Source organism: Pyxidicoccus sp. M15 (assembly GCF_056858435.1).
Genome location: NZ_CM166495.1, coordinates 1,744,475 through 1,769,077 on the forward strand (window position 1 = coordinate 1,744,475; position 24,603 = coordinate 1,769,077).

The following is a 24,603-nucleotide window of genomic DNA, read 5'->3' on the forward strand; positions in this document are numbered from 1 at the left end:
CGGTGGACGCGCGCGCCCTGGGGGCGCTGCTGCGCTCCTGGCCCCAGCCCCCTTCACGTGAAGCCCCGGTGGGCGCGGAGGCCGACGGGCTGGTGCGCGCGGCGGTGCACCATGGGCTCGCGGGCTTCGTGGAGCACGCGGTGGCGCGGGCCGGGTGGGTGCTGCCCGCGGAGGCCCGGGCGCTGCTGCGGCGCGAGTCGCTGCTGGGCGCGGCGCGGGTGATGCGGGTGAAGGTGCTGCTCACGCGCTGCCTGGAGGCGCTGGCCTCCGCGGGGCAGGTGCCGGTGCTGCTCAAGGGGTACGGGCTGGCGCAGCGGCTGTACCCGGACCCGCTGCAGCGTGCGACGACGGACGTGGACCTGCTGGTGGCGCGCGGCGACGTGGACGCGGCGGTGCGGGCGCTCACGGGGCTGGGGTTGACGGTGCGGGCGGAGGACGGTGCGCGGCATGGCGAGGAGGACTCGCACCATCTGGAGTTGGTGGGGCCGGCGGGGCTGGTGGAGCTGCACTTCCGCGCGCTGGCGGGGTGGGGCGAGGCGCTGGAAGGGGACGCGCTGATGGCGCGGGCGGTGGAGGGCGAGGTGGACGGCCGGCGCGTGCGGTGGCTGCGGCCGGAGGATGAGGCGGTGTACCTGTCGCTGCATGCGAGCAACCACCTGTTGCAGCGGCTGGCGTGGGTCTTCGATTTGAAGCTGCTGGCGCTGAAGGGGTTGGACTGGCGGGGCGTGGTGGAGGGCGCGCGGGGGACGGCGCTCCCGCACCTGGCGTGGTACGGCTGGGAGGCGGCGCGGAGGTTGCTGGACGCGCCGGTGCCGGGTGAGGTGCTGGAGGCGCTGGCGCCGCCCCGGTGGCAGCGGGTGCTGGCGGGGCGGTTCTTCTCGGACGCGCGGTTGCTGGGCGCGGAGCTGGCGCGCAGCAAGCCGGCGTGGGTGGCGGCGAAGCTGCTGCTGGCGCCTCGGGCGGGGGCCATGGCGCGGTATGCGCTGCGGCGGGTGGGGAACGCCGTGCGGGCCGCGCGCTGAGGGGTCAGTCGAGGAAGCGGCGTTCCCAGCGGAGGACGTCGCATGGAGCCTCTCCCGAGGCCGCCATCCTTTCGGACCGCCTCGGGAGACTCCAGCAACACCGCTCAGGGCGAAGCTCTACAGCCGCACGGATGACTCACAGCCGTGCCCGTGAGCACCCCGCACTACCACCTCACGGACACAGGTAGCTGCCACCCGTGCCGTACGGGCACCCCTGTCCCACACAGTACTCAGGCCCGCTGTCCTGCGGCGTCTGCCGTCCGTACGAGTCACGCGGGACGCCCACGGTGCAGTTCCCCTCCGCCTTGTTGCCGGACGGGTCCTCCACCACGTAGTGCACCGTGTACACACGGCCGTCGCCCGTGTCGTCGCGCTCGGCGCGCAGCTGCACCGACGTCGCATTCACCCGCACGTCCATGTCGTCGCACGTGTCGCCGTCACACGTCCCGCCGACGTCCTCCGACTCATCCGACGTCACCCGGACAATCCGGCCGTACTGCTCCAGCGGCAGCTTGCCCATGCACGCGTCCGTCGCCGGGCCCGCGCACTCGGCCAGCGTCACCGTGCGGTACTGGTGGTCCACCGGCCACAGCTTCATCCCCAGCGAGCTCCCCAGCACCGGGGGCCGCGTGTCCCGCACCGACACGGTGAAGGCGCACCCGCACGCATTGCCCGCGCCATCCACCGCATTGCAGTCCACCACCGTCCGCCCCAGCGGGAAGACGGCGCCCGTCGGCGGCGTGCACGTCACCGACACCGGGCCGCAGTTGTCCGCCGCCTGCGCCGAATACGTGGCCCGTGCCCCGCCCGATACACACTCCAGCACCTGCGGCGCCGGACACACGATGCTCGGCATCGTCGTGTCCACCACCGTCACCGTGCCCGTGCACACCGCGCTCTCCGCACCGTCCGACGCCGTCAGCGTCACCTCGCGGCTCCCCAGTCCAAACGGTCCCGGCGCCGCCTGCGTCACCGTGAAGGGGCCCGGCTGTCCGTCCGGGTCATGGCTCCCATCGTCCACACTGGCCGAGGCCCGGCACATGGCGTCCGCGCTCACCGTCACATCACGGCACACCGCCACCGGCGGCACGTTGCCCTCTCCGCCGCACTCCAGCGCCACCAGCGCCGAGCCGGTGTTGTTGTCCTCGCGGCACTCCAGCTCGCGTCCCGTCCCGGTGCCGTCGTCATCCACCACCGCGGACACCTCACCCCGTCCCCCGGGCGCGGTGCCGAGCTCCAGCTCCGCCCACGCCTCGCCGCCCGCGTCCACCTTGTCCGCCAGCGTGGCCACGCCCAGCAGCGTGCCGCTACCGCCCGCGGGCCCCCGGTAGAAGGACACCCGGACTCCCGTCGAGGCCGGCGCATCTCCCGCGTTCCTCACGCGCGCGCCCAGCTTCACGACGCCCTCGCTGTCACATGTGGCGCTCACCGCCTCCACCACCAGGTCGGGCGCGGCGAAGGGCTCCACCGAGCCCGCCCCCTGGCTGTTCGTGCGGAACGTGTTGAGCCCCGGCGTCAGCCAGTTGGTCACCGGGTGCGCGGGGATGGAGCCGTCATCCTCCACGTTGGTGACGGAGTACGCATGCTGGTTCCAGATGCGCCGCGTGTTCACCCAGCCATCCTTCTTGTCCCTGAACACGCGGATGCCGTGGAACGGGCCGAAGTCACACGCGGTGTTCTGCGCCACCACGATTTCGGCGTTGCCGTCGCCGTCCACGTCCGCGACCACCGGGTTCTCATACGCGGTGCAGGAGCTGTGCGGCGCCTGGAAGCGCACCTCGCCGGTGGCGCCGTCGTAGATGCGCAGGGCCGTCTCGTCCGCGTAGACCACTTCCGTGCGGCCATCGCCCTCGAAGTCGAAGGTGGTCGAGCCCGTGCGGTTGGAGCTGGTGTCCTGTATCGGCGTCAGCCACTTCACCGAGCCGTCCGCCTCGAAGACGGAGTACCAGGCCATGCCGGCCACGCCGATTTCCGGCTGCCCGTCCGCGTCGAAGTCCGCGATGTTGGGCGGCCCGCCCGTGCCGAGGCCCAGGTGCTCCACCGTCCAGCGCACGGTGCAGTCGGCCTCCATCAGCGACACGTGGGTGCTCCACACCACCACCACCTCGCCCGCGGCGTCCGCGTCGAAGTTGCCCACACCCGCGAAGCCGTGGCCCAGCGACTCGGCCCGGCACTTCAGCGTGCCGTCATGCCGGTAGATGCTGCGGCCATTCACCACCTCCTGCTTCCCGTCCCCGTCCAGGTCCACCGCGAAGGACAGCGGGCCCGTGTCATTCGGCGGGCCCCCCAGGCCGTCGCTGCCCACCCACTTCAGGACGCCCGTGCTGTCGTAGACGTGGTTGCCGGCGACGATTTCCACCGTCCCGTCCCCCTCCAGGTCCGCCAGCGACACGCCACCCCAGTCCAGCCGGGGCCCGTCCGCGCGGAACTTGAAGGCGCCCGTGTTCTCGAAGCAGATGATGCCCAGCGCGCTCTCCGGCACGGTGCACAGCTCCACCTTGCCGTCGCCGTCGATGTCCCCCGCCGCGACGTTCGCCGCGCCCCGCGTCCGGAGCGCCGGGTCCGTCACCGCCCACAAGTCGGTGCCGTCCGCCCCGCTGATGGCGCGCAGCACGCCATTGGTCTTGAAGTTCCAGCCCTCGAAGCTGTTGAACACCACGTCCGGTATGCCGTCGCCGCTGACGTCCACGACGATGGGCGTGCTCTCCACGTTGGTGTGCGTGGGCACCAGGGGGCTGTCCGTCCAGGCCCACTCCACCTCGGGCTCGAAGTGCGGCTCGAACGGGGGGCGCACCTCGCAGCGGGCCTCCGTCTCCGTCTCCACCTCCACCACCGCCGTGGAGCCCTGCGCCGCGGGCGCCTCCGAGGCCGTGCCGCTGCACGCCACCAGTCCGAGCGTTCCCAAGACACACCACCGGCCCGCCCGCCTGTCCGTCCAGCCCTGCTGCCTCATGTGACAAACCTCCCTCGGCTGCCTGCCCGGCCCGCGACGTACCGAGGGGCCCAGGTATTCATTCACTCCGTCCCCCGGACCCACCCTGAAGGGTCAGGCCCTGTCCGCGGGGCACCATTCGCGCGGGTTTATGTCCGGCCGCCGACAGAAAGCGGGCGTTGCGGCCCACGCGTCCGGCCCGTTAAAGGGGGCCCCCATGCCGCCCAGCCTTCTCGACACCTTCCGCGTCCTCGCTTCCTTCGACCCGCCGCGCGTCTCGCTGCGGGGGGCACCGTGGGAGGCGTACGTGGACTGGGCCATCGCCCAGGGACTGGCCCCCCTGGCCGCGTACAACCTCCAGTACCGGCTGGGCGGCGCCGCCGTGCCGGAGTGGGTGCGCGACAGGCTCCTGGCCATCTACCAGGGCTCGGCCAACGACAACGTGATGAAGCTCGTCAACTTCAAGCAGATGGTGGACGACCTTCAGGGCCGCAAGCTGGTGCTGTTCGGCGGCGCCGCCTTCGCCGACTCCCTGTACCCCCACGTCGCCTTCCGCCCGGTGACGGAACTGCAACTGCTGATGCGGCGGCTGGACGTGGACGGCTTCGCGGGCTTCCTCTCCAACCACGAGTTCAAGCCCGAGGACGCCGCCGGCACCGGCGCCACCAAGGTGGTGTCCGACGGGCGCACCCTCATGCTCCTCTACGCGGACGTGCTGGGCTCGCAGCGCAGGGAGCAGGCCGCGGGCATCATCGAGCGGGCCCGGCCCATGAAGATGTACGGCCCGTCCGTGTTCCGCGCGGACCTGGAGGACGCGCTGCTGCTGGCCGTGCTGGAGCAGGCGCGTCAGGGCTACGAGGTACCCTGGCTGTCCTTCCTGGACCTGCGCGAGCTCGTCACCGGGGCGAAGGCCATGGGCGGCCCGTACTCGCGCCCGGTGGACGTGGGCGCGCTGCTGTCCCGGGCCGCGGAGTGGCGCCTGGAGCGCGCCCTGTACACCTCCCTGTCCCTCGTCGCGCGGCTCTTCCCGGAGGCCGCCGCGGACGCCACCGCCGCCTTCCCTCCGCTGCGCCGGGCCACGCGTGAATTGCTCGACAGGACGGTGGTGGGTCCTGTGAGCACCCCCGGCCGGGACACGGCCCTCAAGGGGCTGGAGCGGGTGCGCCGACTTCTCACAGGACAGTAAGTCCGCCTGCCTGCTCTCCAGCCCTGGGGGACGGGCTTCCTTTCGGTGCGCCTCCCGGCGTATGAGTCCTGCTCCGGACACTTCCCAACTGGGACTCTTTCAATGCGCATTGCCATCATCGGAACGGGCTACGTCGGCCTCGTCGCGGGTACCTGCTTCGCGGACTCGGGAAACGACGTCACGTGCGTGGACATCGACGAGCGGAAGATCCGCATGCTCCAGGCGGGCGAGGTGCCCATCTACGAGCCGGGTCTCGAGGAGCTCATCAAGAAGAACGTGCGTGAGAAGCGCCTGTTCTTCACGCGCGACCTGGCCGAGGCCGTGGCCCCCGCGCAGGTGGTCTTCATCGCCGTGGGCACGCCCGAGGGCGAGAGCGGCGACGCCGACCTCCAGTACGTGCTGGCCGCCGCCGAGCAGATCGGCAAGGCGATGAAGCAGTACACGGTGGTGGTGGACAAGAGCACCGTGCCGGTGGGCACCGCGGACAAGGTGCGCGAGGCCATCCGCAAGGTGACGAGCATCGAGTTCGACGTCGTCTCCAACCCCGAGTTCCTCAAGGAAGGCGCCGCGCTGGACGACTTCCTCAAGCCGGACCGCGTCGTCATCGGCGTGGACTCCGAGCGCGGCCGCAAGGTGATGGGCGAGCTGTACGCGCCCTTCGTGCGCACCGAGAACCCCATCATCTACATGGACACGCGCTCGGCGGAGCTGACGAAGTACGCCGCCAACGCGATGCTGGCCACGCGCATCTCCTTCATGAACGACATCTCCGCGCTGTGCGAGAAGGTCGGCGCGGACGTGGACTTCGTGCGCAAGGGCCTGGGCTCGGACAAGCGCATCGGCTACCCGTTCCTCTTCCCGGGCGTGGGCTACGGCGGCTCCTGCTTCCCCAAGGACGTGAAGGCGCTGGTGGCCACCGCGCGTGACTACGGCCTGGAGCTGGACCTGCTGCGCGCCGTGGAGCGCACCAACGAGCGCCAGAAGAAGCTCCTGGTGAACAAGGCCGTGAAGCACTACGGCACGCTGGAGGGGAAGAAGTTCGGCGTGTGGGGCCTGGCCTTCAAGCCGAAGACGGACGACATGCGCGAGGCGCCCTCCATCGAGGTCATCGAGGGGCTCATCGGCAAGGGCGCGCAGGTGATTGCGCACGACCCGGTGTCCGCGCACACCGCGAAGCGCGTCTTCGGTGACCGCATCCGCTACGCCTCGGTGCCCTACGAGGCGCTGGAGGGCGTGGACGGCCTCTTCGTCGTGACGGAGTGGAACGAGTTCCGCCACCCGGACTTCGAGCGCATGAAGGGCCTGATGAAGTCGCCCGTCGTGTTCGACGGCCGCAACGTGTACGACCCGGTGCGCATGCGCGAGCTGGGCTTCACGTACTACGGCATCGGCCGCCGATGAGCCGGGGCGGGGCGCTCGACTCGCTCACGGGGCTGCGCTTCTTCGCGGCCCTCCACGTGGTGCTGTTCCACTTCGCGTGGCCGTACCTGGGTACGGCCCCGGAGGGGTTTCGCAACTGGGTGGCGGCGGGCTACTCCGCCGTGGGTGTCTTCTTCGTGCTGTCGGGCTTCGTCCTCGCCTGGAACTACCTGGACCGGGACGGCCGCATGGAGACGAAGCCGCGCGCCTTCCTCGCCGCGCGCGTGGCCCGGGTGTACCCCGTCTATCTGCTGACGTTCCTCCTGTCGGCGGCCCCCACCATCGCCATGTCCGTGGCCGCCAACGGGTGGGCGGTGGCCACCGGGAAGCTGGCGGTGGGGGGCCTGAGCACGCTGGCGCTGGTGCAGGCCTGGGTGCCCCGGCTGGCGCTGTACTGGAATCCGCCGGCCTGGTCCGTGGCGGTGGAGGCCGTCTTCTACGTCCTGTTCCCCGCGCTCGCGCTCGGGGTGCTGCCGCGCCTGCGTCCCTCGCGGCTGCCGGTCCTGCTCGGCGCGGTGTGGGTGCTCGGGCTGGTGCCGCCGCTGCTGTACCTGGCGCTGCTCCCGGAGGGCGCCCCCCCGGTCAACGCGGCCAGCGGGTCGACGGTGCTGTCGGTCCTCAAGTTCAACCCGCTGATGCGGCTGCCGGAGTTCCTCTTCGGGGTGCTGCTCGGCTGGTGCTTCGTGCGCGAGCGCGCGGCCGGGGTGAAGAAGGGCAGCGGCGCGGTGCTGGCGGTGGTGGGCGCGGCGCTGCTGGTGGCGGCGGGCGCGGCGGGCCCGCGGATTCCCTATCTATTGATGCACAACGCGCTGCTGGCGCCCGCGTCGGGGCTGCTGGTGTACGGGCTGGCGCGCGGAGGCGGGCCCCTGGGCTGGCTGCTGTCGCGCCCCGTGCTGGTGCACCTGGGCGGGGCCAGCTATGCGCTCTACCTCCTCCAGTACCCGCTGTCGGAGGGCTTCAAGGCGCTGGGGACGTGGGTGGACCTGCACTCGCCCGTGCTGGTGCTGACGCTGAGCGTGCTGGCCTCGGTGGTGGTGCACCGCTACGTGGAGACGCCCTTGCGCTCGCGGGTGCGCGGGGCGCTGCAGCCGTGGGTGGACGGGGAGCCCCGCGTGTCCACGCGGCCGGTGACGCCGGGGGCCTGAGGCCCCGTGCGCGCGGGCCCCCGGCCTCGCGCGAGGAACGTCAGCGCGACAGGCCGCAGGCGCGCTTGCCGTCCTCGGTCTCGATTGCGCGGCAGTCGCAGCTCTCGACGAGCCCCTCGCAGACGGCCTCGTCCTCCTCGGTGGGCTCCACGCGGCTCTCCTCCTGGGCGGCGCGCTGGAGGCACAGCTCCTTCTCCACGGAGTTGGTGGAGCAGTCGCAGAGCTTCTCCGACAGCTCGCGGCAGGCGCCCTTGCAGCCGGCGAGGCCGGTCAGGGTGGAGCACAGGAGGGCGGCGGTGAGGACGAGGCGGCGCATGGGTGCGGCGAAGATGCCAGAAGGACCCCCGGATGCAAGCAGCCCGCGAGGCCAGTCGTCCCGGGACGGATGCTAGGGTTGCCCGCCTGCTCCACCCTCCGGGAGGACCCGTCCCATGCTGTCACTCGTCGCCGTCGTGCTGCTGGCCGCTTCACCCGCATCCTCCCGGCCGTCCCTGCTGGCCCCGGAGTCCCCGGCCTCCGGCCGGCACCTGTCCGCGCGGCTGCTGGTGGCCCGGGCCTCCCAGGATGCGGCCTCCCAGGATGCGGCTCCCCAGGACGTGGCGCCCGCGCAGCCTTCCGCCCCGCCCGCCGCGCTCCCCGGGGACGCGGAGCTGGACGCGCGCATCCGTGAGCTGACCACCCAGGTGGGCCTGCTCCAGAGCGAGATTCGCTCCATCGACGTGAACTTCCCCATCGGCTCGCTGGTGATGGCGTACTTCGGCTACGTGCTGACGCCGCTGGCGCTGATTGGCATCCCCCTCATCATCATCGGCGCGGACGCGGACAACGTCGATGACCGGGACACGCTGGTCCACCTGGGCACGGGGCTGACGGTGGCGGGCGCGGTGGGCGTGGGGCTGCTCGTCGCGGGCCTCGTCACCGGCTACCAGGAGTCCAGCGAAAACCGGGCCCGGCGCGAGGAGCTCGTCCGCGAGCGCATCCGCCTGGAGGACGACCTGCGCGACTTGAAGGCCCGCCGTGACGCGCGCAGCTCGCTGCAGGCGCGCCGCTGGCAGCCCCGGCCCACGCTGCCTCTGGTGGCGCTGCGCTTCTGACGCGTCGTCCCACGCATGCCCGGCCCCTTTGCGGCCGGGTATGGGGGCCGGAAGCGGGCGGGCCTGAAGGGCCGTGACATACTCCCGAGGCCCCCCGCCCCCCTCATGTCCTCCTCCCACCGCGGCACGTCCCGATTCACCCTGCTCGCCGAAGCGGCACTGGCGTCGCTCGTGGTGCTGGGGCCCGTGGCGCTCGGCGGCGCGGCGCGCTGGGTGCTGTGGCCGCTGGTGGCGCTCTGCGGAGCGGCGGCGGTGCTGGCGGCGGTGGGCGCGAGGCGGCAGGGCCAGTCCCTGCGCTTCCCGCTGCTGGCGGTGCCCCTGGCCGCGGGCGCGGTGCTGTGCGCGGCGCAGCTGGTGCCACTGCCGGCGGGCGCGCTGGGCGTGCTGAGCCCCGAGGCCGCGGCGCTGCGCGAGTTCGCCCTGGCGCCCCTGGGCCTGGACGGCGCGCGGCCCGTGTCGCTGGATCCGCCGGCCACCTGGCGCGAGCTGGCGAAGCACGTGGCGTACCTCCTCTGCTTCCTCGCGGCGGTGCAGGTGTGCCGCGCGCGTCCCAGCCGCGAGCGGCTGCTGGCGGTGCTGGCCTTCACCGGCGCGGCGCTGGTGGTGGTGGGGCTGGGGCACGCGCTGCTGGGCGTGCAGTCCCTCTTCGGCATGCTGCCGTGGGTGGACGCGCGGCCCCCGCTGGTAACGCCCTTCGGCAACCCCAACCACCTCGCGGGCTTCCTCGGGCTGTCCTCCACGGTGGCGCTGGGGCTGGCGCTCACCCGAAGGCCCCGCTCGCGCGCGCTGCCGTACGCGCTGGCGGCGGGGGCGGGCGGCCTGGGTGTGGTGCTGACGCTGTCGCGCGGCGGCATCGCCTTCTTCGTCTTCGGCCAGGTGCTGCTGGCGGTGCTGCTGCTGCGCCGGCGTCGCGAGACGGCGGGGCGCGCGCCGCCGGTGTGGGCCCGCAGCGCCGCCGCGCTGCTGGGGCTGCTGGCGGTGCTGGCGGTGGGCGCGTACACCGCGGCGGACCGGCTGTGGACGGAGGCGCGCAGCGCGGACAGCGTGGAGGAGTTGCGCCACTCCAAGGTGGGCCTGTGGCCGATGATGGCCCGGACGGCACGCGCCTTCCCGGTGCTGGGCATGGGACGCGGCGCCTTCGAGGCGGCCTTCCCGCGCTACCAGTCCGAGCCCAACCCCAACACCTTCACGCACCCGGAGAACGCGGTGCTGCAGGGGGCGGTGGAGCTGGGCGTGCCGGGCCTGTTGCTGCTGGCGGTGGCCGCGTGGGGCTTCGCGCGCCTGCTGCGCCGCCAGGGGCTGGACGCGCTGGAGCTGGCCGTGCTGTCGGGCGTGGCGGCGCTGGCGCTGCATGACCTCTTCGACTTCAGCCTGGAGCTGCCGGCGTGCGCGGTGGCGGCGCTGGTGGTGCTGGGCGCGGTGGCGCGGCCTCGCGAGCGCGGGCGCGCCGGGGCCGCGAAGCCGGGCTGCGTGAAGCCCTCCGCCTGGGTGCTGGGCACGGGCGTGGCGCTGACGGCGCTGGCCCTGGTGGCGCTGGTGCCCGGCCGGCACCACCTGTCCGACGCGGAGGCGGAGCTGGCGGGGCTCGTCTCCGCGCGAGCGCCGGAGTCCGACGTGCGCGCGCGGGGGCTGGCGCTCATCGACCGGCACCCCTCGGACTACCTGCTCTACCGGCTGGTGGCCGCGGCCTACGCGGCCCGGGGCCCCGAGGTCGCGGGCGAGGCGCTGGCCTTCATCAACCGCGCGCTGTACCTGTCGCCCCACGACGCCGTCGCGCACCGGGTGGCCGCGCGGGCGCTGCTGGCGCTGGGACGCCGCTCGCAGGGCTTCCTGGAGTACCGGCTGGCGTACGAAGCCGGAGACCTGTCCGTGCTCCAGGGCGAGGCCCTGCCCCGGGCCCGCTCGCTGGAGGACCTGGCCGCGCTGACGCCGGACGCGCCGGAAGTGGCGGTGCGGCTGCTGGACTCGCTGGGCAACACGCCCGGGCGGCTGGGCGCGGCGCTGGCGTACTCGGGCTGGGCGCGTGAGCACTTCGAGGGCCGTCCGGGCGGGGCGGCGCTGTGGGCCCGCGAGGCGCGGCTGCGGCTGCGCAAGAGCGAGCTGCCGGCCGCGGAGGCGGCCTGCGCCCAGGTGGAGCGCCTGGAGCCGGAGGCCCTGGACACGCACCTGCTGCGCGCGGAGGTGCTGCGGGCGCAGGGCAAGCGTGACGAGGCACTGCAGACGCTGGAGCGGCTGCTGGCGCGCTTCCCGGGCCACGTGGAGCTGTCCTTCACGCTGGCCTCGCAGCAGCTGGACGCGGGGCTGACCCGGCGGGCGAAGGACACGCTGCAGGCGGTGTCCCCGTTCCTCACCGGCTACGCGCAGCGTGCGCGGCTGCTGTCCATGGAGGCGTCGTGCGTGGAGCGCGAGGGCCTGCTGTCTCGCGCCGTGGAGCTGCGGCAGACCGCCGCGCGGCTGGCGCCCGCCCCGGAGGCCTGGTTCGCCGTGGCCCGCACGCAGGAGTCGTTGCGCCGGTATGACGCCGCGGCGCGCTCGGTCCACGAGGGCCTGCGCCTGCTGCCCGCCGGCTCCCGCAAGGAGGCCGAGGCGTGGGCGGCCCGGCTGGAGGCCGAGGAGCGCGCCCGCGTGGACACGCGCCGCAAGGAGCTCACGGACGACCCGCGCGCCCAGGAGCTGGAGCACCTGCTGGGCAACACCCGCGGCGCGGGTTCGGCGGTCGACACCCCGTAGCCGGTGCCGCTCGGGTTCTCACGAGGGAGCGTGGGCTTCCATCGCCGCCGCCGGGACGCCCGCCGTCTGCCGCTGCTCGCGCTGGATGAACGACGCCACCAGGGGCCACTCCAGCGTGGCGAAGTCCTGGAAGCGCATCTCCAGCGCCTCCTCGTGCGAGCCCGCCCGGAAGAGCAGCCGCTCCGTCAGGCTGAGTGACTCGTCCACCGCCACCGGCAGGCTGTACAGCTCGCCGAAGGGGGGCTCCGCGCCCACCTCGCAGTCGGGGAAGTAGCTGGAGAACTCCGCCTCCGTGGCCAACCGCACGCTGCGCACGCCGATGATGTCGCGGACCTGCTGCAGGTCCACCGTGCCCGCCGCGGGCACGACGACAATCCACGGCTGCCGGTCCGCCATCACGATGACGGACTTGGCGACGCGCCAGCCGGACACATGCAGCGCCTCCGCCAGCTCCTGGGCGCTGACCGCATGCGGATGCCAGTAGCGCTCGAAGCGCACGCGGTTGCGCCGGAGGTAATGCTGGATGGATTCCGGAATCATGGGGAATGTCACCTCCTTGTCAGAGGAAGGTGGGGCGTCCCGCCGATTGGGACCATCGTACGACGCCGCCGTCTGGCTCCACCGTGGGCATTCCCGCGCTCCGAGGGCCTGGCGGCCCGTCGGTAGGGCAGGGGGGCGGGGGAGCCGGAGCTTCAGCGCTGGAAGTCGTAGACGTTGCCCAGCTTGAGCAGGCGCGTCAGGTCATCCAGCGCGTTCATCGTCTCGCGCACCAGCTGCGGGTCCTGGAGGTCCTTGGGCCGCAGCACCTCGCGGTAGTGACGCCGTACCCACGCGGCCAGCGAGTCGTGCAGCGCGGGGGTGTAGAAGACGTCCGCGGTAATCGCCTTGCGCTCCGCGTCCGTCAGCCACACCCGCTGGCGCAGGCAGGCCGGGCCGCCGCCGTTGTTCATCGACTGGCGCACGTCCAGGTAGTGCACGGCCTTCACCGGCGAGTCCTCGGCCACCACGCGCTCCAGGAACTGGCGCGCGGCGGGCGTCTCGCGGCTCTCCATGGGCGCGACAATGGCCATGGTGCCGTCCGGCAGCGTCAGCACCTGGGAGTTGAACGGGTAGGACTTCACCGCGTCCTTGGGCGGCAGCTCCGCGCTGCTGGCCACCACCGCGCGGAAGTCCGGGCCCAGCTTCTCGCGCAGCACCTGGAGCAGCCCCGGGTGGTCCACGAAGGCCAGCTCGTGCAGCATCAGGAAGCGCTCGTTGCCCACCGCCAGCACGTCCGTGTGGAACGCGCCCGCGTCGATGCCGGCCGGGTGCTGCTGCGGGAAGAGCACCGACTTCGGGTCCAGCTTGTGGAGCCGCGCCAGCGCCTGGCTCGCCTCCAGCGTCTGCCGCGCCGGGAAGCGCTTGGGCCCCTGCACGTCCTGCCACGCGCTGCGGCCCCAGGCGAGCAGGTGCACGCCGGGGTGCCCCGGGGTGGCCAGCCGCGTGTGGTTGGCCGCGCCCTCGTCCGCGAAGTGGCCGCTGCCCGGCAGGGGCGGGTGCACGGTGAAGTAGCGCTCGTCCGAGAAGATGGAGCGCAGCACCGCGTGCGTCGTCTCCGCCTCGATCGCGCGGTGGTACATCTGCGACAGGTTGGCGGGCGTCAGGTGGACGCGGCCGTCCGCCGTGTCCGCGCTCGGCGCAATCGTGGCCGCGTTGGCCGTCCACATGGCGGACGCGCTGGAGGTCAGCCGCAGCAGGTGCTCGGCCTCGCGCGCGGCGCGGGTGATGATTTCCTCGTCGGTGCCGGTGAAGCCCAGCGCCCTCAGGGCGCGCAGGGAAGGGCGCGGCTGGGGCGGCAGCACGGCCTGGCCCACGCCCAGTCCGGACACGAAGCGCATCTTCTCCAGGCCCTGGAGGGCCGCCTCCCGGGGGTGGCTCGGCTCCCCGACGTGGCTCTGCGACGCCAGGTTGCCGGGCGAGAGGCCGCCGTAATTGTGGGTGGGGCCGACGAGCCCGTCGAAGTTGTATTCGCGCATGGGATATTGAACGCCTCGTGGAGCGTCCTCCCTTAGCAAAGCGCCTCAAACGTTTCCTCCGCTACCTGCTCATCCGCGGAGTGCTGTTGCTCCTTCAACCCCTTCCCCTGGGCGTCGCCCGGGCCCTGGGCGCACGTCTGGGGGCCCTGGCCTACACGCTGGCCGGCGGCGAGCGGCGCAAGGCCCTGAAGTCCCTGGCCGTGGCCTTCCCGGAGAAGTCCGACGCACAGCGGCAGGCCGTGGCCCGCGACGCCTTCCGCCACCTGGGCGCCGCCGCCCTGGAGGTGGCCTGCACCGGCGCGCTGGACCGGGGGCTGGAGCGCCTCGTCGCCTGGCCGGAGGAGGACCGCCGCGTGCTGGAGGCGGCGCTGGCCCGCGGGCGCGGCGTCGTCTTCGTCTCCGGGCACGTGGGCAACTGGGAATTGCTCGCCCGCCGCGTGGCGCGCGCGGGCTACCCCAGCCAGAGCATCGCCAAGGAGACCACCGACCCCCGGCTCACGGAGCTGGTGGGGCGCTTCCGGGCGCGCGGCGGCGTGCGGAGCATCTGGCGCGGCCAGGAGGGCGCGGCGCGGGCCATGCTGCGCGCGCTGCGCAGCGGCGAAATCCTCGGCATCCTCATCGACCAGGACACGCGGGTGCAGTCGCTCTTCGTGCCCTTCTTCGGGCAGCTGGCGGCCACGCCCCGCGCCGCGGCGGACCTCGCCATCCGCACCGGCGCCGCGGTGGTGACGGGCTTCTGCCACCGCGTGGAGGGTGGGTACCGCCTGTCCATGGAAGAGGTGCCGGTGCCCCAGAGTGACGACCGCGAGGTCGCGGCCCTCGAGCTGACCGCGGCGCTGTCCGCGCGAATCGAGGCGGCCATCCGCCGCACGCCCGAACAGTGGGTGTGGATGCACCAGCGGTGGAAGACACGTCCGTCCCCCGCCGCACCTTCGCCGCTTCCCGAGGCGGCGCCGGCCCCGTCCCGGTGATAAGGAGGGGGCCGTGCCGCGTCTGCCCGCCGCCAGCCTCGCCGTCCTGATGCTCGCCGCCTGCACGCCCCGTCCTCGCGCGGAAGGGCCCCAGGAGCAGCCTCCGCCCCAGGTGGTGCTCCACGGCGCGCGCCTGGAGTCCTACCAGGGCGAGCAGCTCACCCTGTCCGGCACCGCCGAGCGCCTCACCTACCAGCGGGCCGGCGGCGACGTGCAGGGCACCAACGCGGTACTGACGGTGCCTCCGGGGCAGGAGGCGGCGAAGGGCCCGGCCGGCACCTCGGGGGGCATGGTGGTGCGCGCCCCGAATATGGAAGGCAACCTCGCGTCCAAGCAGTTGGTGGCCTCCGGCGGCGTCGTCATCCGCACGGGGGAAGGCATGGTGGTGGAGACGCCCCGGTTGACGTACGACGCCACCACCGGGCAGGCGCGAGGAAACGAGGGCGTGACGGTGAAGGGGCCGGACTACCGGCTGCGCTCGGACCGCTTCGAGCTGTCCACGCAGGACGAGACGTTCATCTTCGATGGCTCGGTGGAAACCGTGCTGGGAGCGGCAGAGTGATTGAGTTCCTCGTGATGGCCTTCTTCGTCGCCCAGCCGGTGCCCGCGGCCGCCGCGGCCCCCACCGACGGGGGAGTGCCGCCCGCCGCTGACGCGGGTGCGCGCCCGGGCAGCTCGCTGGCGCCGACGAACCTGAAGGAGCCGGTGCAGATTTCGGCCGACCGCATCGAGGGCGAGCGCACCCAGGCGACCCTGACGGGCAACGTGAAGGCGACGCACCGGACGATGAACCTGCGCTGCGACAGGATGATTGCCTACTACACCCAGCCCCGCGTGGTGACGCGCGTGGTGTGCACCGGCGGCGTGCAGGCCGAGGACGGCGACCGCATGGCCCGCGGCGAGCGCGCCGAGTACGACGTGGCCAGCGGAGCGCTCGTCGTGACGGGCTCCCCGGAGGCCCGGCAGGGGACCACGTACATGCGGGGGACGAAGGTTCGCCTCACCCTGGGAAGCGAACGGCTCGAAGTGGAGAACGCCGTCATCATCTTCGAGCCGCCGCCCTCGTCGGCCCCCACGCCGCCCCGGCGCAAGGGCGCTGGCACTCCCGCCCGCCCCACCCCCGCCGCACCGGCACCGGCCGCGCCGCCCGCGGCCCAGGGAGGGACGTCGAAGTGAGCGCGAAGCTTTTCGCGGAGGGACTGGAGAAGACGTTCCGTCCCCGCAAGGTGGTGAACGGCGTGTCCTTCTGCGTGGCCCCCGGCGAGGTGGTGGGCCTGCTGGGTCCCAACGGCGCCGGCAAGACGACGAGCTTCAACATGGTGGTGGGCCTGGTGACGCCCGACGCCGGCCGCGTTCGCGTGGGCGACGAGGACCTCACCCACCTGCCCATGCACCGCCGCGCGCGCCGCGGCGTGGGCTACCTGCCGCAGGAAGCGTCCGTGTTCCGCAAGCTCACCGTGCGCGACAACTTCCTGTCCGTGCTGGAGCTGCAGAAGGGCATGGACAAGCGCACCCGCGAGCAGCGCGCCGACGCCCTCATGGAGGAGTTCGGCCTCTCCCACGTCGCCGAGTCCCTGGGCGAGAAGCTCTCCGGCGGCGAGCGCCGCCGCGCGGAGATTGCCCGCAGCCTCATCCCGCAGCCCCGCTTCATCCTCTTCGACGAGCCCTTCGCCGGCGTGGACCCCATCAACGTGGGCGACCTCCAGCGGCAGATCTTCCTCCTGCGCGAGCGTGGCCTCGGCGTCCTCATCACCGACCACAACGTCCAGGACACCCTCGGCATCTGCGACCGCGCATACATCATCGCACAGGGGCAGATTCTCGAAGAGGGCACGCCCGCCCAGATTGCCGCCTCCCCCAAGGCGCGCGCCGTCTACCTGGGGGAGCGCTTCCGCCTGCAACAGGCGCTCTGAACACGACTCCCCAGCAGCCGACCGAGTGACTAAGATGGGTTGGCCCCGCTTTTGCGTCGGCCGGTGAACACCCGTGCCTCACGCGGAGTGTGTGTAACGTGTTGGTTTCCTTGCAGAATTTGAACTATGCAAGCAAGGGACCACCTTTTCGCCACTAGACGAACCCGGGGCATCTTGTTACGTTGGCACGGTCTTTGATTGTGGTCCCAGATTGTAAGGGACTGAGTCAACTCGGGAGCCCCGTCTCATGGCGATGGAACTGAAACAAAGCCTGAAGCTCGCGCAGCAGCTGGTGATGACGCCGCAGCTGCAGCAGGCCATCAAGCTCCTCCAGCTTTCCCGCATGGAGCTGCTGGAGCAGGTCCGCGAGGAGATGGAGCAGAACCCCCTGCTTGAGCAGCCGGACGAGCAGGCGCCTGGCGACCTGGTGGACAAGGAGCCGGGCGAGGCCTCCCTGGAGGCGGACAACGCCGAGGTGCCCCGCGACATGGAGATGCCGGCCGCCACGGCCGACACCGCTCCCGAGTTCAAGGCCGACGGTGAGGGCCCGCCGGAAATCGACTGGGAGCAGTACCTCAACAGCTACCAGTTCAACGAGCCGACCACCGCCTCCAACAAGGGCAACGTGGCCACGGACGACCTGCCGTCGTTCGAAGCCAACATGGTGAAGAAGGAGGACCTGGTCGACCACCTCCAGGAGCAGCTGGGCACGCTGCGCCTGAACGAGGCCGAGCGCCGGGTCGCCATGCTCATCCTGGGCAACCTGGATGACGACGGCTACCTCAAGCTGCCGGACGTGGACGGCGACCCGCTCATCCGCCTGGCCAACGAGGCGGACGTGCCCATGCACGTGGCGGAGCGCACCCTGCGCCGCGTCCACGCGCTGGAGCCCCGCGGCTGCGGCGCCCGTGACTTGCAGGAGTGCCTGCTCATCCAGCTGCAGGGGATGAAGGAGAAGGGCGCGGCCCTGCTGGGCCTCATCATCAAGCGCCACATGAAGTACCTGGAGTCGAAGAACCTGCCCGCCATCGCCAAGGACCTGAAGGTCCCCATGGAGGAGGTGGTGGAGGCGGTGAAGCTGCTGCCCAAGCTGGACCCGAAGCCGGGCCGCAACTTCAGCGGCGACGACGCGCAGTACATCACCCCCGACGTCTTCGTCTACAAGATGGGGGACGACTACACGGTGGTGCTCAACGACGACGGCCTGTCCAAGCTGCGCATCTCCGGCACCTACCGGAACGCGCTGAAGACGGGCGCCGTGGGCCCCGGCCAGACGAAGGACTTCATCCAGGACAAGCTGCGCAGCGCGATGTGGCTCATCCGCTCCATCCACCAGCGCCAGCGGACCATCTACAAGGTCACCGAGAGCATCATCAAGTTCCAGCGGGACTTCCTGGACAAGGGCATCGCCCACCTGAAGCCGCTCATCCTGCGCGACGTGGCCGAGGACATCGGCATGCACGAGTCCACGGTGAGCCGCGTCACCACCAGCAAGTACGTGCACACGCCGCAGGGCATCTTCGAGCTGAAGTACTTCTTCAACTCGTCCATCGCCCGCGTCTCCGGTGAGGACACCGCGAGCGAGGCGGTGAAGCACCACATCAAGCAGCTGGTGTCGCAGGAAGACCCGCGCAATCCGTACTCGGACCAGAAGATTGTCGAGCTGCTGCGCGCGCAGGGCACCGAGATTGCCCGCCGCACGGTGGCCAAGTACCGCGAGGTGCTGGGCATCCTCCCCAGCAGCAAGCGCAAGCGGTACTACTGAGCGCAGGCTCCGGCGCTCGCGGGGCCGTGCCCGGGCCAGGCACGGCCTCTGTGGCAGGGTGGCGCCACGCTGCTCGCGGTGAGGGCTCGCGCGGGGGGGGCGCCAGGCCGCTCGCGGTGGGCCCGCTGTGACGGTCCGCGCCAGGGCGGACTGTCCCTGGCTCGCGGGCCCGCGCGGGGGCACAGTGCCCCGTCATGAGCGCTTCCCAATCACCTGACACCGCCGACCTGCCCCGTCGCGAGCCCGTGCCGCTCGTCGTCCCGCCCGTCGTCCTGGAGGGGCAGGCCGTCCGTCTGGAGCCGCTGCGCCCGGAGCATGCGCCGGCGCTGGCGGCGCTGTGCGAGCCCGAAATCTTCACCTGGTTCTCGCGCGTGCTGAGCACGCGGGCGGACGTGGAGGAGTTCATCTCCGGCGCGCTCTCCGGGGCGGAGCGTGGCACGGACCAGGCCTTCGTCATCCTCGAGCGCGAGACGGGCCAGCCAGTGGGCAGCACGCGCTACCTGGACATCCAGCGGGAGAACCGCACGCTGGAGATTGGCTACACGTGGCTGGCCCGCCGCGTCTGGCGCACGCGCATCAACACCGAGTGCAAGTACCTGCTGCTGCGCCACGCCTTCGAGACGCTCGGGTGCATGCGTGTCCAGCTCAAGACGGACCGGCGCAACGTGCGCTCCCGCGCGGCCATTGAACGGATGGGCGCGAAGTTCGAGGGCATCCTGCGCAACCACATGCTGGTGCGGGGCGGCTTCGTGCGCGACAGCGCGTACTACGGCGTCATCGACACCGAGTGGCCCGAGGTGAAGGCCCGCCTGGAGGGCTTTCTCGCCCGCTGAAACCGGACACCTGCCCCGCCGTTCGCTCCCGGTTCCGGGGCCCGGTGGGTATAGGGTTCGGCACGTATGCACCTTCTCTCCTCTCTTCGCCGTGCGGCCGTCACCGTCGTGGGCTCGCTCGTGACGGCCGGCCTGCTGGCGGGCTGCGGTGACGACGTCGAATCCGAGACGCTCTCCCTCGCCGGACTCGCGGACCGCACGCTCAGCTGGGCCATCAGCGACGTGGACGTCTTCGAGGGCGTGGAGCCACCCGGCGCCCACCGCGTCACGCTCGACTTCTCCCTGGCCGGTGGAGGGCGCTGCACCCGCCTGAATGACGGCGCCACGGCCACCTTCAACGGCCAGCCGATGCGGCTGGAGCTCGGGGGCATCAACGGCACCGCGGGCCGGGACGTGTGCGAGCCCACCCGCGCCTTCCTCGACGTGGACCCCAACGTCTGGGCGCAGCAGCCCGTCGAGGACGCCCGCTTCGTCGTCCAGGATGGCAGCGGCACCGTGTCCCTCGTCCTCGAGGACGGCAAGGCCAAGCGCCGCTTCGCCTTCGAGGGCGCCGGCGCCGCGGACCGCCTGTCGCGCGGGCAGACCTACTCGTACCGCTGGCAGCCGAGCGATGAAGTCCCGGGCCCCATCACCGTCACCCTGCTGCGCGAGGGGGGCTCGGCCGCGGCCACCGTGCCCTCCACACAGGACGGGGGGCTCGTCACCTTCACCGTCCCCGCGAGCACGCCGGTGGCCAACCACCTGCTGACGCTGAGCGGGAGCGCGGGCGCCACGGTGCTGGAGTGCACGGGCGTGGCTTCGTGCAACGGCGCGGTGTTCCACTCGGAGGAGCGGGTCGTCACCATCCAGTAGTCCGGAGGATGTCCGCGGGGCGGGCAGGGGAGCGGGGGGCCGGCACCGATTGCCGGGGCCGGGTGCCACCCACACCGTGCCAGGGAGCCTTTTCCTGGAGGAACCCCGCAATGGCCCAGAAGAACCCCGACCCGCGCAACGCAGGCCCCAAGCCCCCCTTCCCCGAGCAGACGCAGCCGGCCCCCGGCCACGAAGGGAAGATGGAGCCGCAGCCCGACTACGGCGAGCAGTCGTACAAGGGCCTGGGGCGGCTGACGGACCGGGTGGCGCTCGTCACCGGCGGGGACAGCGGCATCGGCCGCGCGGTGTGCCTCGCCTTCGCGCGCGAGGGCGCGGACCTGGCCGTGTCCTTCCTCAACGAGAGCGACGACGCCCAGCACGTGAAGCGCTTCGTCGAGGATGCGGGGCGCCAGGCGCTGCTCTTGCCCGGGGACCTCGCGCTGGAGGCCCACTGCCGCAAGGTCGTCGAGGACACGGTGAAGCGCTTCGGGCGCATCGACATCCTCGTCAACAACGCGGCCTTCCAGGGGCCGGCGGTGGAGAAGTTCGAGGACCTGGACGCCGAGCGCGTCGAGCGCACCTTCCGCACCAACATCCTCGCGATGTTCCACCTGGTGCGCTACGCGCTGCCGCACATGAAGGCGGGCGCCACCATCATCAACACCGCCTCCATCCAGGCCTACCAGCCCTCGCCGGGCATCCTCGACTACGCCACCACCAAGGGCGCCATCGTCGCCTTCACCAAGGGCCTGGCGCAGGACCTCATCAAGCGCGGCATCCGCGTCAACGCCGTGGCCCCGGGGCCCGTGTGGACGCCGCTCATCCCCCAGTCCTTCAGCGGCGACAAGGTGAAGGAGTTCGGCGCGAAGTCCGCCATGGGCCGCCCCGCGCAGCCCGCGGAGCTGGCGCCCTCGTTCGTGTTCCTCGCCTCGGACGAGTCGCGCTTCGTCAACGCGGAGGTGCTCGGCGTCACCGGCGGCGGAGTTCTCGCCTGAGCTGACGCGGCGCGTGATTGTAGCAGGCTTGCTGGCCCGGGCCTCCATGGGCGCCGGGGCCAGCGACGCCGTGTGGCTGCCGGATGTCCGGCCTCGGACGGGCGGTGCGCTCGGGAAGAGGGAACCTGGGGGGGCGGGTTGCTTTCGCGGGGGCAGACCGTTTCTGATCGGTCACGGAGCTCCCCTCTCTCCCTAGGAGGCAGCCGCGCATGCAGTTCAACATCACCTTCCGTCAATTCGGCACGTCGGATTCCCTCAAGGAGTACGCCCGAGAGAAGGTCGAACGGGTGAACCGACTGCTGGACAGGGCCGGGGAAGCGCACGTGGTGCTCTCGCTGGAGCGCCACCTCCACCACGCGGACATCACCATCCATTCGGGCGCGTGGGTCTTGAGAGGGCGTGAGAAGAGCGACGACATGTACGCGTCCATCGACCTGGCGATGGACAAAATCGAGCGGCAGCTGCGGCGCTACCGGGACAAGCTGAAGACGCATCACGGCAAGGAGCGCGTCCACCACCGGCAGGACCTGGTGAATCACCTCAAGGTCCGCCACGCGGTGTTCGAGATGCCTCCGGACTCCGACGAGGTGGCCACCTACGCCGAGGAGGCCCAGGGCAGCGCGGCCCCCGAGCCCAGGCCCGTGGCCGCCGTGGCGCCGGTGGCGACCAACTCCGTGCCGCCCTCCGCGCGCGTCGTCCGGGCCACCCACCTGGCCGTCAAGCCGCTGTCGGTGGATGACGCGGTGATGCAGATGAACCTGATGAACAACGACTTCTACGTCTTCCACAACGTGGAGTCGGATTCGCTGTGCATCGTCTACCGGCGCAAGGATGGCCAGTACGGCCTCATCGAGCCCCACGAGCCCGCCGCGCCCGCCGCCGCCACGGGCACCTGAAGCCCGGGCGCTTTCAAAAAAAAGCGCGCCCCGTCACCCCCCTCAAGGTGACGGAGCGCGCGAGCCCTGGCCCGGTGTGTGGCCAGGGCATGTCTCACAAGCCTTCCTCCACGCCTCGCGCGTTCAGAAGCTGGCGTAGCGGCAGTCGCTGAACTTGTTGTTGCGCTCGACGCCGCCCCTGGGCGCGATGCCCATGCGGGGCGCCTCCGGCTTCGCCTTGGTGTTCACCAGCATCAGCGTCATCAGCGCGGCCCGCTCGCCCACCGGCCGGGTGGCGAGCGCCTGGGGGAAGGACACGGCGATGTCCTTCTCCAGCAACTGGCCGCACTCCCGCATGCCCTTGAAGTCGTCCCCCTCGCGCTTGAGGGCGTAGGCGCACTGGCCCACGCGGCCGTGCAGCCACGTCCCGTCCTCGGTGAGGTCCACCGGCAGGCCGCCGAAGACGCCCCAGACGCGGGTGTCGTCCCCTTCCGCGAGCTGCAGGTCGGTGACGAGGTTTCCTACCGAGCCGGTCATCTGCTGGTAGTCCCACTTGAGGGCGACGTCCCGGGTCCGGAAGCGGCCGCGCATGCCGTCCTCCCCGATGACGAGGGAGGAATGGGGGCCGGTGATGGCCGGGCCCTCGACGCGCAGGGGCTCGCCGGAGGAGTCACCCAGGGCGATGCTGCCAGAGGAGGAATGGGCGCCCGAGGTGGCGGCGCAGCCCGTGCCGAGCAGGCAGAGGGCGGTGGCGGTCGACAGCAGCAGGCGCTTCATGGTGGCTCCTTCGCGTCCGGTGGCTCGTGGTGGACTCGCTCCGGAAAACGCCGCGCCGTGAATCGCATATCGCCCCCCAGTACGGGGAAGGCCGCCGCGTCGTGTGGCGCTCCCCTGGCCCGTCCGCCATGATGCGCAGTGAGCGCAAGACGGTCTCCGGAAGACAGGCGACCCTTGCGCTATGGAAGGGTGAGGAGTAATTGCGGCCATCAGGAGCGCCAGCGCGGGAGCGTCAGTGAGAATCGCCGAGTTCCTCAGCCCCCAAGCCGTCATCGCCGACATGCAGTCGCGGACGAAGCCGGAGGTGTTGCGCGAGCTGAGCGCCACGCTGGTGCGCGCCCACCCGGCGCTGCCCGCGGACCGCCTGGTGGAGGTGCTGCGCGAGCGGGAGAAGCTGGGCAGCACCGGCATCGGCGAGGGGGTGGCCATCCCGCACGGCAAGCTGCCGGGCATGGCCCAGCTCCAGGCCGCCTTCGGCGTGTCCCGCGCGGGGGTGGACTTCGAGGCCATCGACGGCCGGCCCACCCACCTGTTCTTCGCGCTGGTGGCGCCGGAGAACAGCGCGGGCGTGCACCTCAAGGCGCTGGCCCGCATCTCCCGGCTCTTCAAGAACCCGCGCTTCCGGACCGCCATCCTCGAGGCGCCCACGGCCGCGGACATCCACGCCCTCATCATCCAGGAAGACGCACGGCCCTGAGGCTGTCTCCGGGGGGAGCAACATGGACGTCGTCCTGAGGCCGATCAACGATCGGTTCTTCCACGAGCAGGTGCTGCCGTTCCTCACCCGCGCCATGGCGGACGCCTCGGGTGCGCTGGAGTCCCTGCTCGACGGGCTGGGGGACGCCCAGGCCCGCGTGCTCTGCGAGCGCATGCTGGCCACGGCGGTGCCCGGAGGCCTGGGCTCGGTGGACGCGGAGCCCTGGGCGGAGCTGATGGACCGGCTCATCTTCCTGCTCTGGCAGGAGGCCCCCGGGGGCTGGGAGGTGGGCGGCCTGCAGGCGGGCTACGCGGACGTCTGGGACGAGGCGCTGCACCTGGCGCTGATGCTGGAGGAGCCGGGCTATCCGTACTGGGACGCGCGCGGGGCGCGCGAGGTGCGGGACGGCTTCCGCTTCCGGCCCATGGCCGACATGGGGCTGGCCTCGCTGCTGGCGGGGCAGTGGGAGCCCTTCCCGGAGTTCCCCCCGGACCGCATCTTCAGCACCCAGGGGCGCGGGGAGTACTTCCCGGGCGGGCGCTTCGCCTTCGCGGACTGGGCATGGCGCCCGTCGCGGATGGTGGCGCACTGGCAGGTGAACCTGCCGCGCAAGCTGGAGCGGTTGCTCGCGCGCGAGCAGGAGCGGATGAAGCTGCCCTCGCTGCCGGAGAAGGACGAGGTGATGGCCTACTGGATGGGGAAGGTGGCCCTGCCGCCGCCCCTGACGGTGGCCTTCTCCGGGCTGGGGCCGCGCGCGGCCAACTGGATTCGCGAGCTGGGCGCGCTCACGGCGCACGTGCGCAACGCCGCGCTGGCGAAGCAGGGCCTGGCCGCGATGGTGACCAAGGGCTCCGGCGTCCGAATCTAGGCGGGCTTCGGCGCGGCGGGGCCGGGGCTCTCCAGGAGGATGGTGACGGGCCCGTCGTTGACGAGCGCCACCTTCATGTCGGCGGCGAAGACGCCGGTGCCCACGGTGAGGCCGCGCTGGCGGAGCGCTTCGCAGGCGCGCTCGTAGAGGGCCTTCGCCACGCCAGGCTCCATGGCGTCGGTGAAGCTGGGACGCCGGCTCTTCTGGGCGTTGCCGTAGAGGGTGAACTGGCTGACGACGATGAGCTGCTTGGAGGTGTCCTGCAGGGAGATGTTCATCTTCCCGGCGGCGTCCTCGAAGATGCGCAGGGTGGCGAGCTTCTCCACCATCCACGCCACGTCCGCCTCGGTGTCGCCCTTGCCCACGCCCAGCAGCACGAGCAGGCCCGGGCCGATTTCACTCACGCGCTGGCCCTCCACCGTGACTGACGCCTCCAGCACCCGCTGCACCACGGCTCGCATCGACGTGTCCTCCCGGGCCGGGCGCCATGGCCGGCCGTTGAATGCCCCTTCCG

23 protein-coding genes are annotated in these 24,603 nt (G+C 71.9%); 17 read left to right on the forward strand and 6 right to left on the reverse strand.

The annotated features are described in order from the left end of the window. The first annotated feature begins 2 nt into the window (after positions 1–2). Positions 3–1,022 carry a nucleotidyltransferase family protein gene (locus ACX9TP_RS06905; RefSeq protein WP_482978926.1) on the forward strand — a complete coding sequence of 340 codons (1,020 nt, stop codon included), beginning with the start codon at positions 3–5 and terminating at the stop codon, positions 1,020–1,022. 172 nt (positions 1,023–1,194) lie between these two features. Here the strand turns inward: ACX9TP_RS06905 and ACX9TP_RS06910 are convergent, their stop codons facing one another. Next, entirely contained in the window at positions 1,195–3,975 is a 2,781-nt protein-coding gene (locus tag ACX9TP_RS06910) for an FG-GAP-like repeat-containing protein (protein WP_482978927.1), read from the reverse strand. 196 nt (positions 3,976–4,171) lie between these two features. Here ACX9TP_RS06910 and ACX9TP_RS06915 point away from each other — a divergent pair, with 196 nt between their 5' ends. The 3 genes from ACX9TP_RS06915 (at position 4,172) to ACX9TP_RS06925 (ending at position 7,704) form a co-directional block, all read left to right on the forward strand. Further along, positions 4,172–5,140 (forward strand): nucleotidyltransferase family protein, encoded by a 969-nt coding sequence (locus tag ACX9TP_RS06915; protein WP_482978928.1) that lies wholly within the window; start codon positions 4,172–4,174, stop codon positions 5,138–5,140. A 102-nt stretch (positions 5,141–5,242) separates the two neighbouring features. Then, positions 5,243–6,541: a UDP-glucose dehydrogenase family protein gene (locus ACX9TP_RS06920; protein WP_482978929.1), complete on the forward strand. Its 1,299-nt coding sequence runs from the start codon at positions 5,243–5,245 to the stop codon at positions 6,539–6,541. Continuing rightward, positions 6,538–7,704 carry an acyltransferase family protein gene (locus ACX9TP_RS06925; RefSeq protein ID WP_482978930.1) on the forward strand — a complete coding sequence of 389 codons (1,167 nt, stop codon included), beginning with the start codon at positions 6,538–6,540 and terminating at the stop codon, positions 7,702–7,704. The genes ACX9TP_RS06920 and ACX9TP_RS06925 overlap by 4 nt, the downstream gene beginning before the upstream one ends. A 40-nt stretch (positions 7,705–7,744) precedes the next feature. Here the strand turns inward: ACX9TP_RS06925 and ACX9TP_RS06930 are convergent, their stop codons facing one another. Next, entirely contained in the window at positions 7,745–8,035 is a 291-nt protein-coding gene (locus tag ACX9TP_RS06930; RefSeq protein WP_482982126.1) for a hypothetical protein, read from the reverse strand. A gap of 100 nt (positions 8,036–8,135) precedes the next feature. Here ACX9TP_RS06930 and ACX9TP_RS06935 point away from each other — a divergent pair, with 100 nt between their 5' ends. Continuing rightward, on the forward strand, positions 8,136–8,798 hold the full coding sequence (locus ACX9TP_RS06935; protein ID WP_482978931.1) for a hypothetical protein: 663 nt from the start codon (positions 8,136–8,138) through the stop codon (positions 8,796–8,798). A 105-nt stretch (positions 8,799–8,903) separates the two neighbouring features. Beyond that, positions 8,904–11,528: an O-antigen ligase family protein gene (locus tag ACX9TP_RS06940; RefSeq protein ID WP_482978932.1), complete on the forward strand. Its 2,625-nt coding sequence runs from the start codon at positions 8,904–8,906 to the stop codon at positions 11,526–11,528. Between the two features lie 18 nt (positions 11,529–11,546). Here ACX9TP_RS06940 and ACX9TP_RS06945 read toward each other — a convergent pair whose 3' ends face one another. After that, a complete protein-coding gene (locus ACX9TP_RS06945; RefSeq protein WP_482978933.1) occupies positions 11,547–12,068 on the reverse strand; it encodes an aminoacyl-tRNA deacylase in 522 nt (173 codons plus the stop codon). 152 nt (positions 12,069–12,220) lie between these two features. Then, positions 12,221–13,543 carry an N-succinylarginine dihydrolase gene (gene astB, locus ACX9TP_RS06950; protein ID WP_482978934.1) on the reverse strand — a complete coding sequence of 441 codons (1,323 nt, stop codon included), beginning with the start codon at positions 13,541–13,543 and terminating at the stop codon, positions 12,221–12,223. A gap of 17 nt (positions 13,544–13,560) precedes the next feature. On the opposite strand from astB, the gene ACX9TP_RS06955 reads away from it, so the two are divergent. The 9 genes from ACX9TP_RS06955 (at position 13,561) to hpf (ending at position 21,768) form a co-directional block, all read left to right on the forward strand. Continuing rightward, a complete protein-coding gene (locus tag ACX9TP_RS06955; protein WP_482978935.1) occupies positions 13,561–14,514 on the forward strand; it encodes a lysophospholipid acyltransferase family protein in 954 nt (317 codons plus the stop codon). Between the two features lie 13 nt (positions 14,515–14,527). Further along, positions 14,528–15,076 (forward strand): hypothetical protein, encoded by a 549-nt coding sequence (locus ACX9TP_RS06960; protein ID WP_482978936.1) that lies wholly within the window; start codon positions 14,528–14,530, stop codon positions 15,074–15,076. After that, positions 15,073–15,690 (forward strand): LptA/OstA family protein, encoded by a 618-nt coding sequence (locus tag ACX9TP_RS06965; protein ID WP_482978937.1) that lies wholly within the window; start codon positions 15,073–15,075, stop codon positions 15,688–15,690. Before ACX9TP_RS06960 ends, ACX9TP_RS06965 begins: the two co-directional genes overlap by 4 nt. Beyond that, positions 15,687–16,427 carry an LPS export ABC transporter ATP-binding protein gene (gene lptB, locus ACX9TP_RS06970; protein ID WP_482978938.1) on the forward strand — a complete coding sequence of 247 codons (741 nt, stop codon included), beginning with the start codon at positions 15,687–15,689 and terminating at the stop codon, positions 16,425–16,427. Before ACX9TP_RS06965 ends, lptB begins: the two co-directional genes overlap by 4 nt. 247 nt (positions 16,428–16,674) lie before the next feature. Beyond that, the gene (rpoN, locus tag ACX9TP_RS06975) at positions 16,675–18,192 is read left to right on the forward strand and encodes an RNA polymerase factor sigma-54 (protein WP_482978939.1); all 1,518 of its coding nucleotides are present in this window, start codon (positions 16,675–16,677) and stop codon (positions 18,190–18,192) included. Between the two features lie 194 nt (positions 18,193–18,386). Next, positions 18,387–19,025 carry a GNAT family N-acetyltransferase gene (locus tag ACX9TP_RS06980; RefSeq protein WP_482978940.1) on the forward strand — a complete coding sequence of 213 codons (639 nt, stop codon included), beginning with the start codon at positions 18,387–18,389 and terminating at the stop codon, positions 19,023–19,025. A gap of 66 nt (positions 19,026–19,091) precedes the next feature. After that, complete coding sequence (locus ACX9TP_RS06985) at positions 19,092–19,877, forward strand: hypothetical protein (RefSeq protein WP_482978941.1); 786 nt, start codon at positions 19,092–19,094, stop codon at positions 19,875–19,877. A 110-nt stretch (positions 19,878–19,987) separates the two neighbouring features. Further along, positions 19,988–20,872 (forward strand): SDR family oxidoreductase, encoded by an 885-nt coding sequence (locus ACX9TP_RS06990; RefSeq protein ID WP_482978942.1) that lies wholly within the window; start codon positions 19,988–19,990, stop codon positions 20,870–20,872. 209 nt (positions 20,873–21,081) lie between these two features. Further along, positions 21,082–21,768, forward strand: coding sequence for a ribosome hibernation-promoting factor, HPF/YfiA family (gene hpf, locus ACX9TP_RS06995; RefSeq protein WP_482978943.1), 687 nt, complete (start codon positions 21,082–21,084; stop codon positions 21,766–21,768). Between the two features lie 123 nt (positions 21,769–21,891). On the opposite strand, the gene ACX9TP_RS07000 is transcribed toward hpf, so the two are convergent. Beyond that, positions 21,892–22,524, reverse strand: a complete 633-nt coding sequence (locus ACX9TP_RS07000; RefSeq protein WP_482978944.1) for a hypothetical protein — start codon at positions 22,522–22,524, stop codon at positions 21,892–21,894. 235 nt (positions 22,525–22,759) lie between these two features. On the opposite strand from ACX9TP_RS07000, the gene ACX9TP_RS07005 reads away from it, so the two are divergent. Both ACX9TP_RS07005 and ACX9TP_RS07010 read left to right on the forward strand, forming a co-directional pair. Then, positions 22,760–23,221: a PTS sugar transporter subunit IIA gene (locus tag ACX9TP_RS07005; RefSeq protein ID WP_163990524.1), complete on the forward strand. Its 462-nt coding sequence runs from the start codon at positions 22,760–22,762 to the stop codon at positions 23,219–23,221. Between the two features lie 22 nt (positions 23,222–23,243). Continuing rightward, the gene (locus ACX9TP_RS07010) at positions 23,244–24,089 is read left to right on the forward strand and encodes a hypothetical protein (protein WP_482978945.1); all 846 of its coding nucleotides are present in this window, start codon (positions 23,244–23,246) and stop codon (positions 24,087–24,089) included. Here the strand turns inward: ACX9TP_RS07010 and dtd are convergent. Then, positions 24,086–24,550 (reverse strand): D-aminoacyl-tRNA deacylase, encoded by a 465-nt coding sequence (gene dtd / locus ACX9TP_RS07015; RefSeq protein WP_482978946.1) that lies wholly within the window; start codon positions 24,548–24,550, stop codon positions 24,086–24,088. The two genes, ACX9TP_RS07010 and dtd, sit on opposite strands and share 4 nt — an antisense overlap. Between the last annotated feature and the right edge of the window lie 53 nt (positions 24,551–24,603).

What these genes read in the sequence shown, in the direction of transcription:
- ACX9TP_RS06910 (WP_482978927.1), bottom strand. Translation starts at nt 3,975, where the DNA reads ATGAGGCAGCAGGGCTGGACGGACAGGCGGGCGGGCCGGTGGTGTGTC.
- ACX9TP_RS06915 (WP_482978928.1), top strand. Translation starts at nt 4,172, where the DNA reads ATGCCGCCCAGCCTTCTCGACACCTTCCGCGTCCTCGCTTCCTTCGAC.
- ACX9TP_RS06920 (WP_482978929.1), top strand. Translation starts at nt 5,243, where the DNA reads ATGCGCATTGCCATCATCGGAACGGGCTACGTCGGCCTCGTCGCGGGT.
- ACX9TP_RS06925 (WP_482978930.1), top strand. Translation starts at nt 6,538, where the DNA reads ATGAGCCGGGGCGGGGCGCTCGACTCGCTCACGGGGCTGCGCTTCTTC.
- ACX9TP_RS06935 (WP_482978931.1), top strand. Translation starts at nt 8,136, where the DNA reads ATGCTGTCACTCGTCGCCGTCGTGCTGCTGGCCGCTTCACCCGCATCC.
- ACX9TP_RS06940 (WP_482978932.1), top strand. Translation starts at nt 8,904, where the DNA reads ATGTCCTCCTCCCACCGCGGCACGTCCCGATTCACCCTGCTCGCCGAA.
- ACX9TP_RS06945 (WP_482978933.1), bottom strand. Translation starts at nt 12,068, where the DNA reads ATGATTCCGGAATCCATCCAGCATTACCTCCGGCGCAACCGCGTGCGC.
- astB (WP_482978934.1), bottom strand. Translation starts at nt 13,543, where the DNA reads ATGCGCGAATACAACTTCGACGGGCTCGTCGGCCCCACCCACAATTAC.
- rpoN (WP_482978939.1), top strand. Translation starts at nt 16,675, where the DNA reads ATGGCGATGGAACTGAAACAAAGCCTGAAGCTCGCGCAGCAGCTGGTG.
- ACX9TP_RS06980 (WP_482978940.1), top strand. Translation starts at nt 18,387, where the DNA reads ATGAGCGCTTCCCAATCACCTGACACCGCCGACCTGCCCCGTCGCGAG.
- ACX9TP_RS06985 (WP_482978941.1), top strand. Translation starts at nt 19,092, where the DNA reads ATGCACCTTCTCTCCTCTCTTCGCCGTGCGGCCGTCACCGTCGTGGGC.
- ACX9TP_RS06990 (WP_482978942.1), top strand. Translation starts at nt 19,988, where the DNA reads ATGGCCCAGAAGAACCCCGACCCGCGCAACGCAGGCCCCAAGCCCCCC.
- hpf (WP_482978943.1), top strand. Translation starts at nt 21,082, where the DNA reads ATGCAGTTCAACATCACCTTCCGTCAATTCGGCACGTCGGATTCCCTC.
- ACX9TP_RS07000 (WP_482978944.1), bottom strand. Translation starts at nt 22,524, where the DNA reads ATGAAGCGCCTGCTGCTGTCGACCGCCACCGCCCTCTGCCTGCTCGGC.
- ACX9TP_RS07010 (WP_482978945.1), top strand. Translation starts at nt 23,244, where the DNA reads ATGGACGTCGTCCTGAGGCCGATCAACGATCGGTTCTTCCACGAGCAG.
- dtd (WP_482978946.1), bottom strand. Translation starts at nt 24,550, where the DNA reads ATGCGAGCCGTGGTGCAGCGGGTGCTGGAGGCGTCAGTCACGGTGGAG.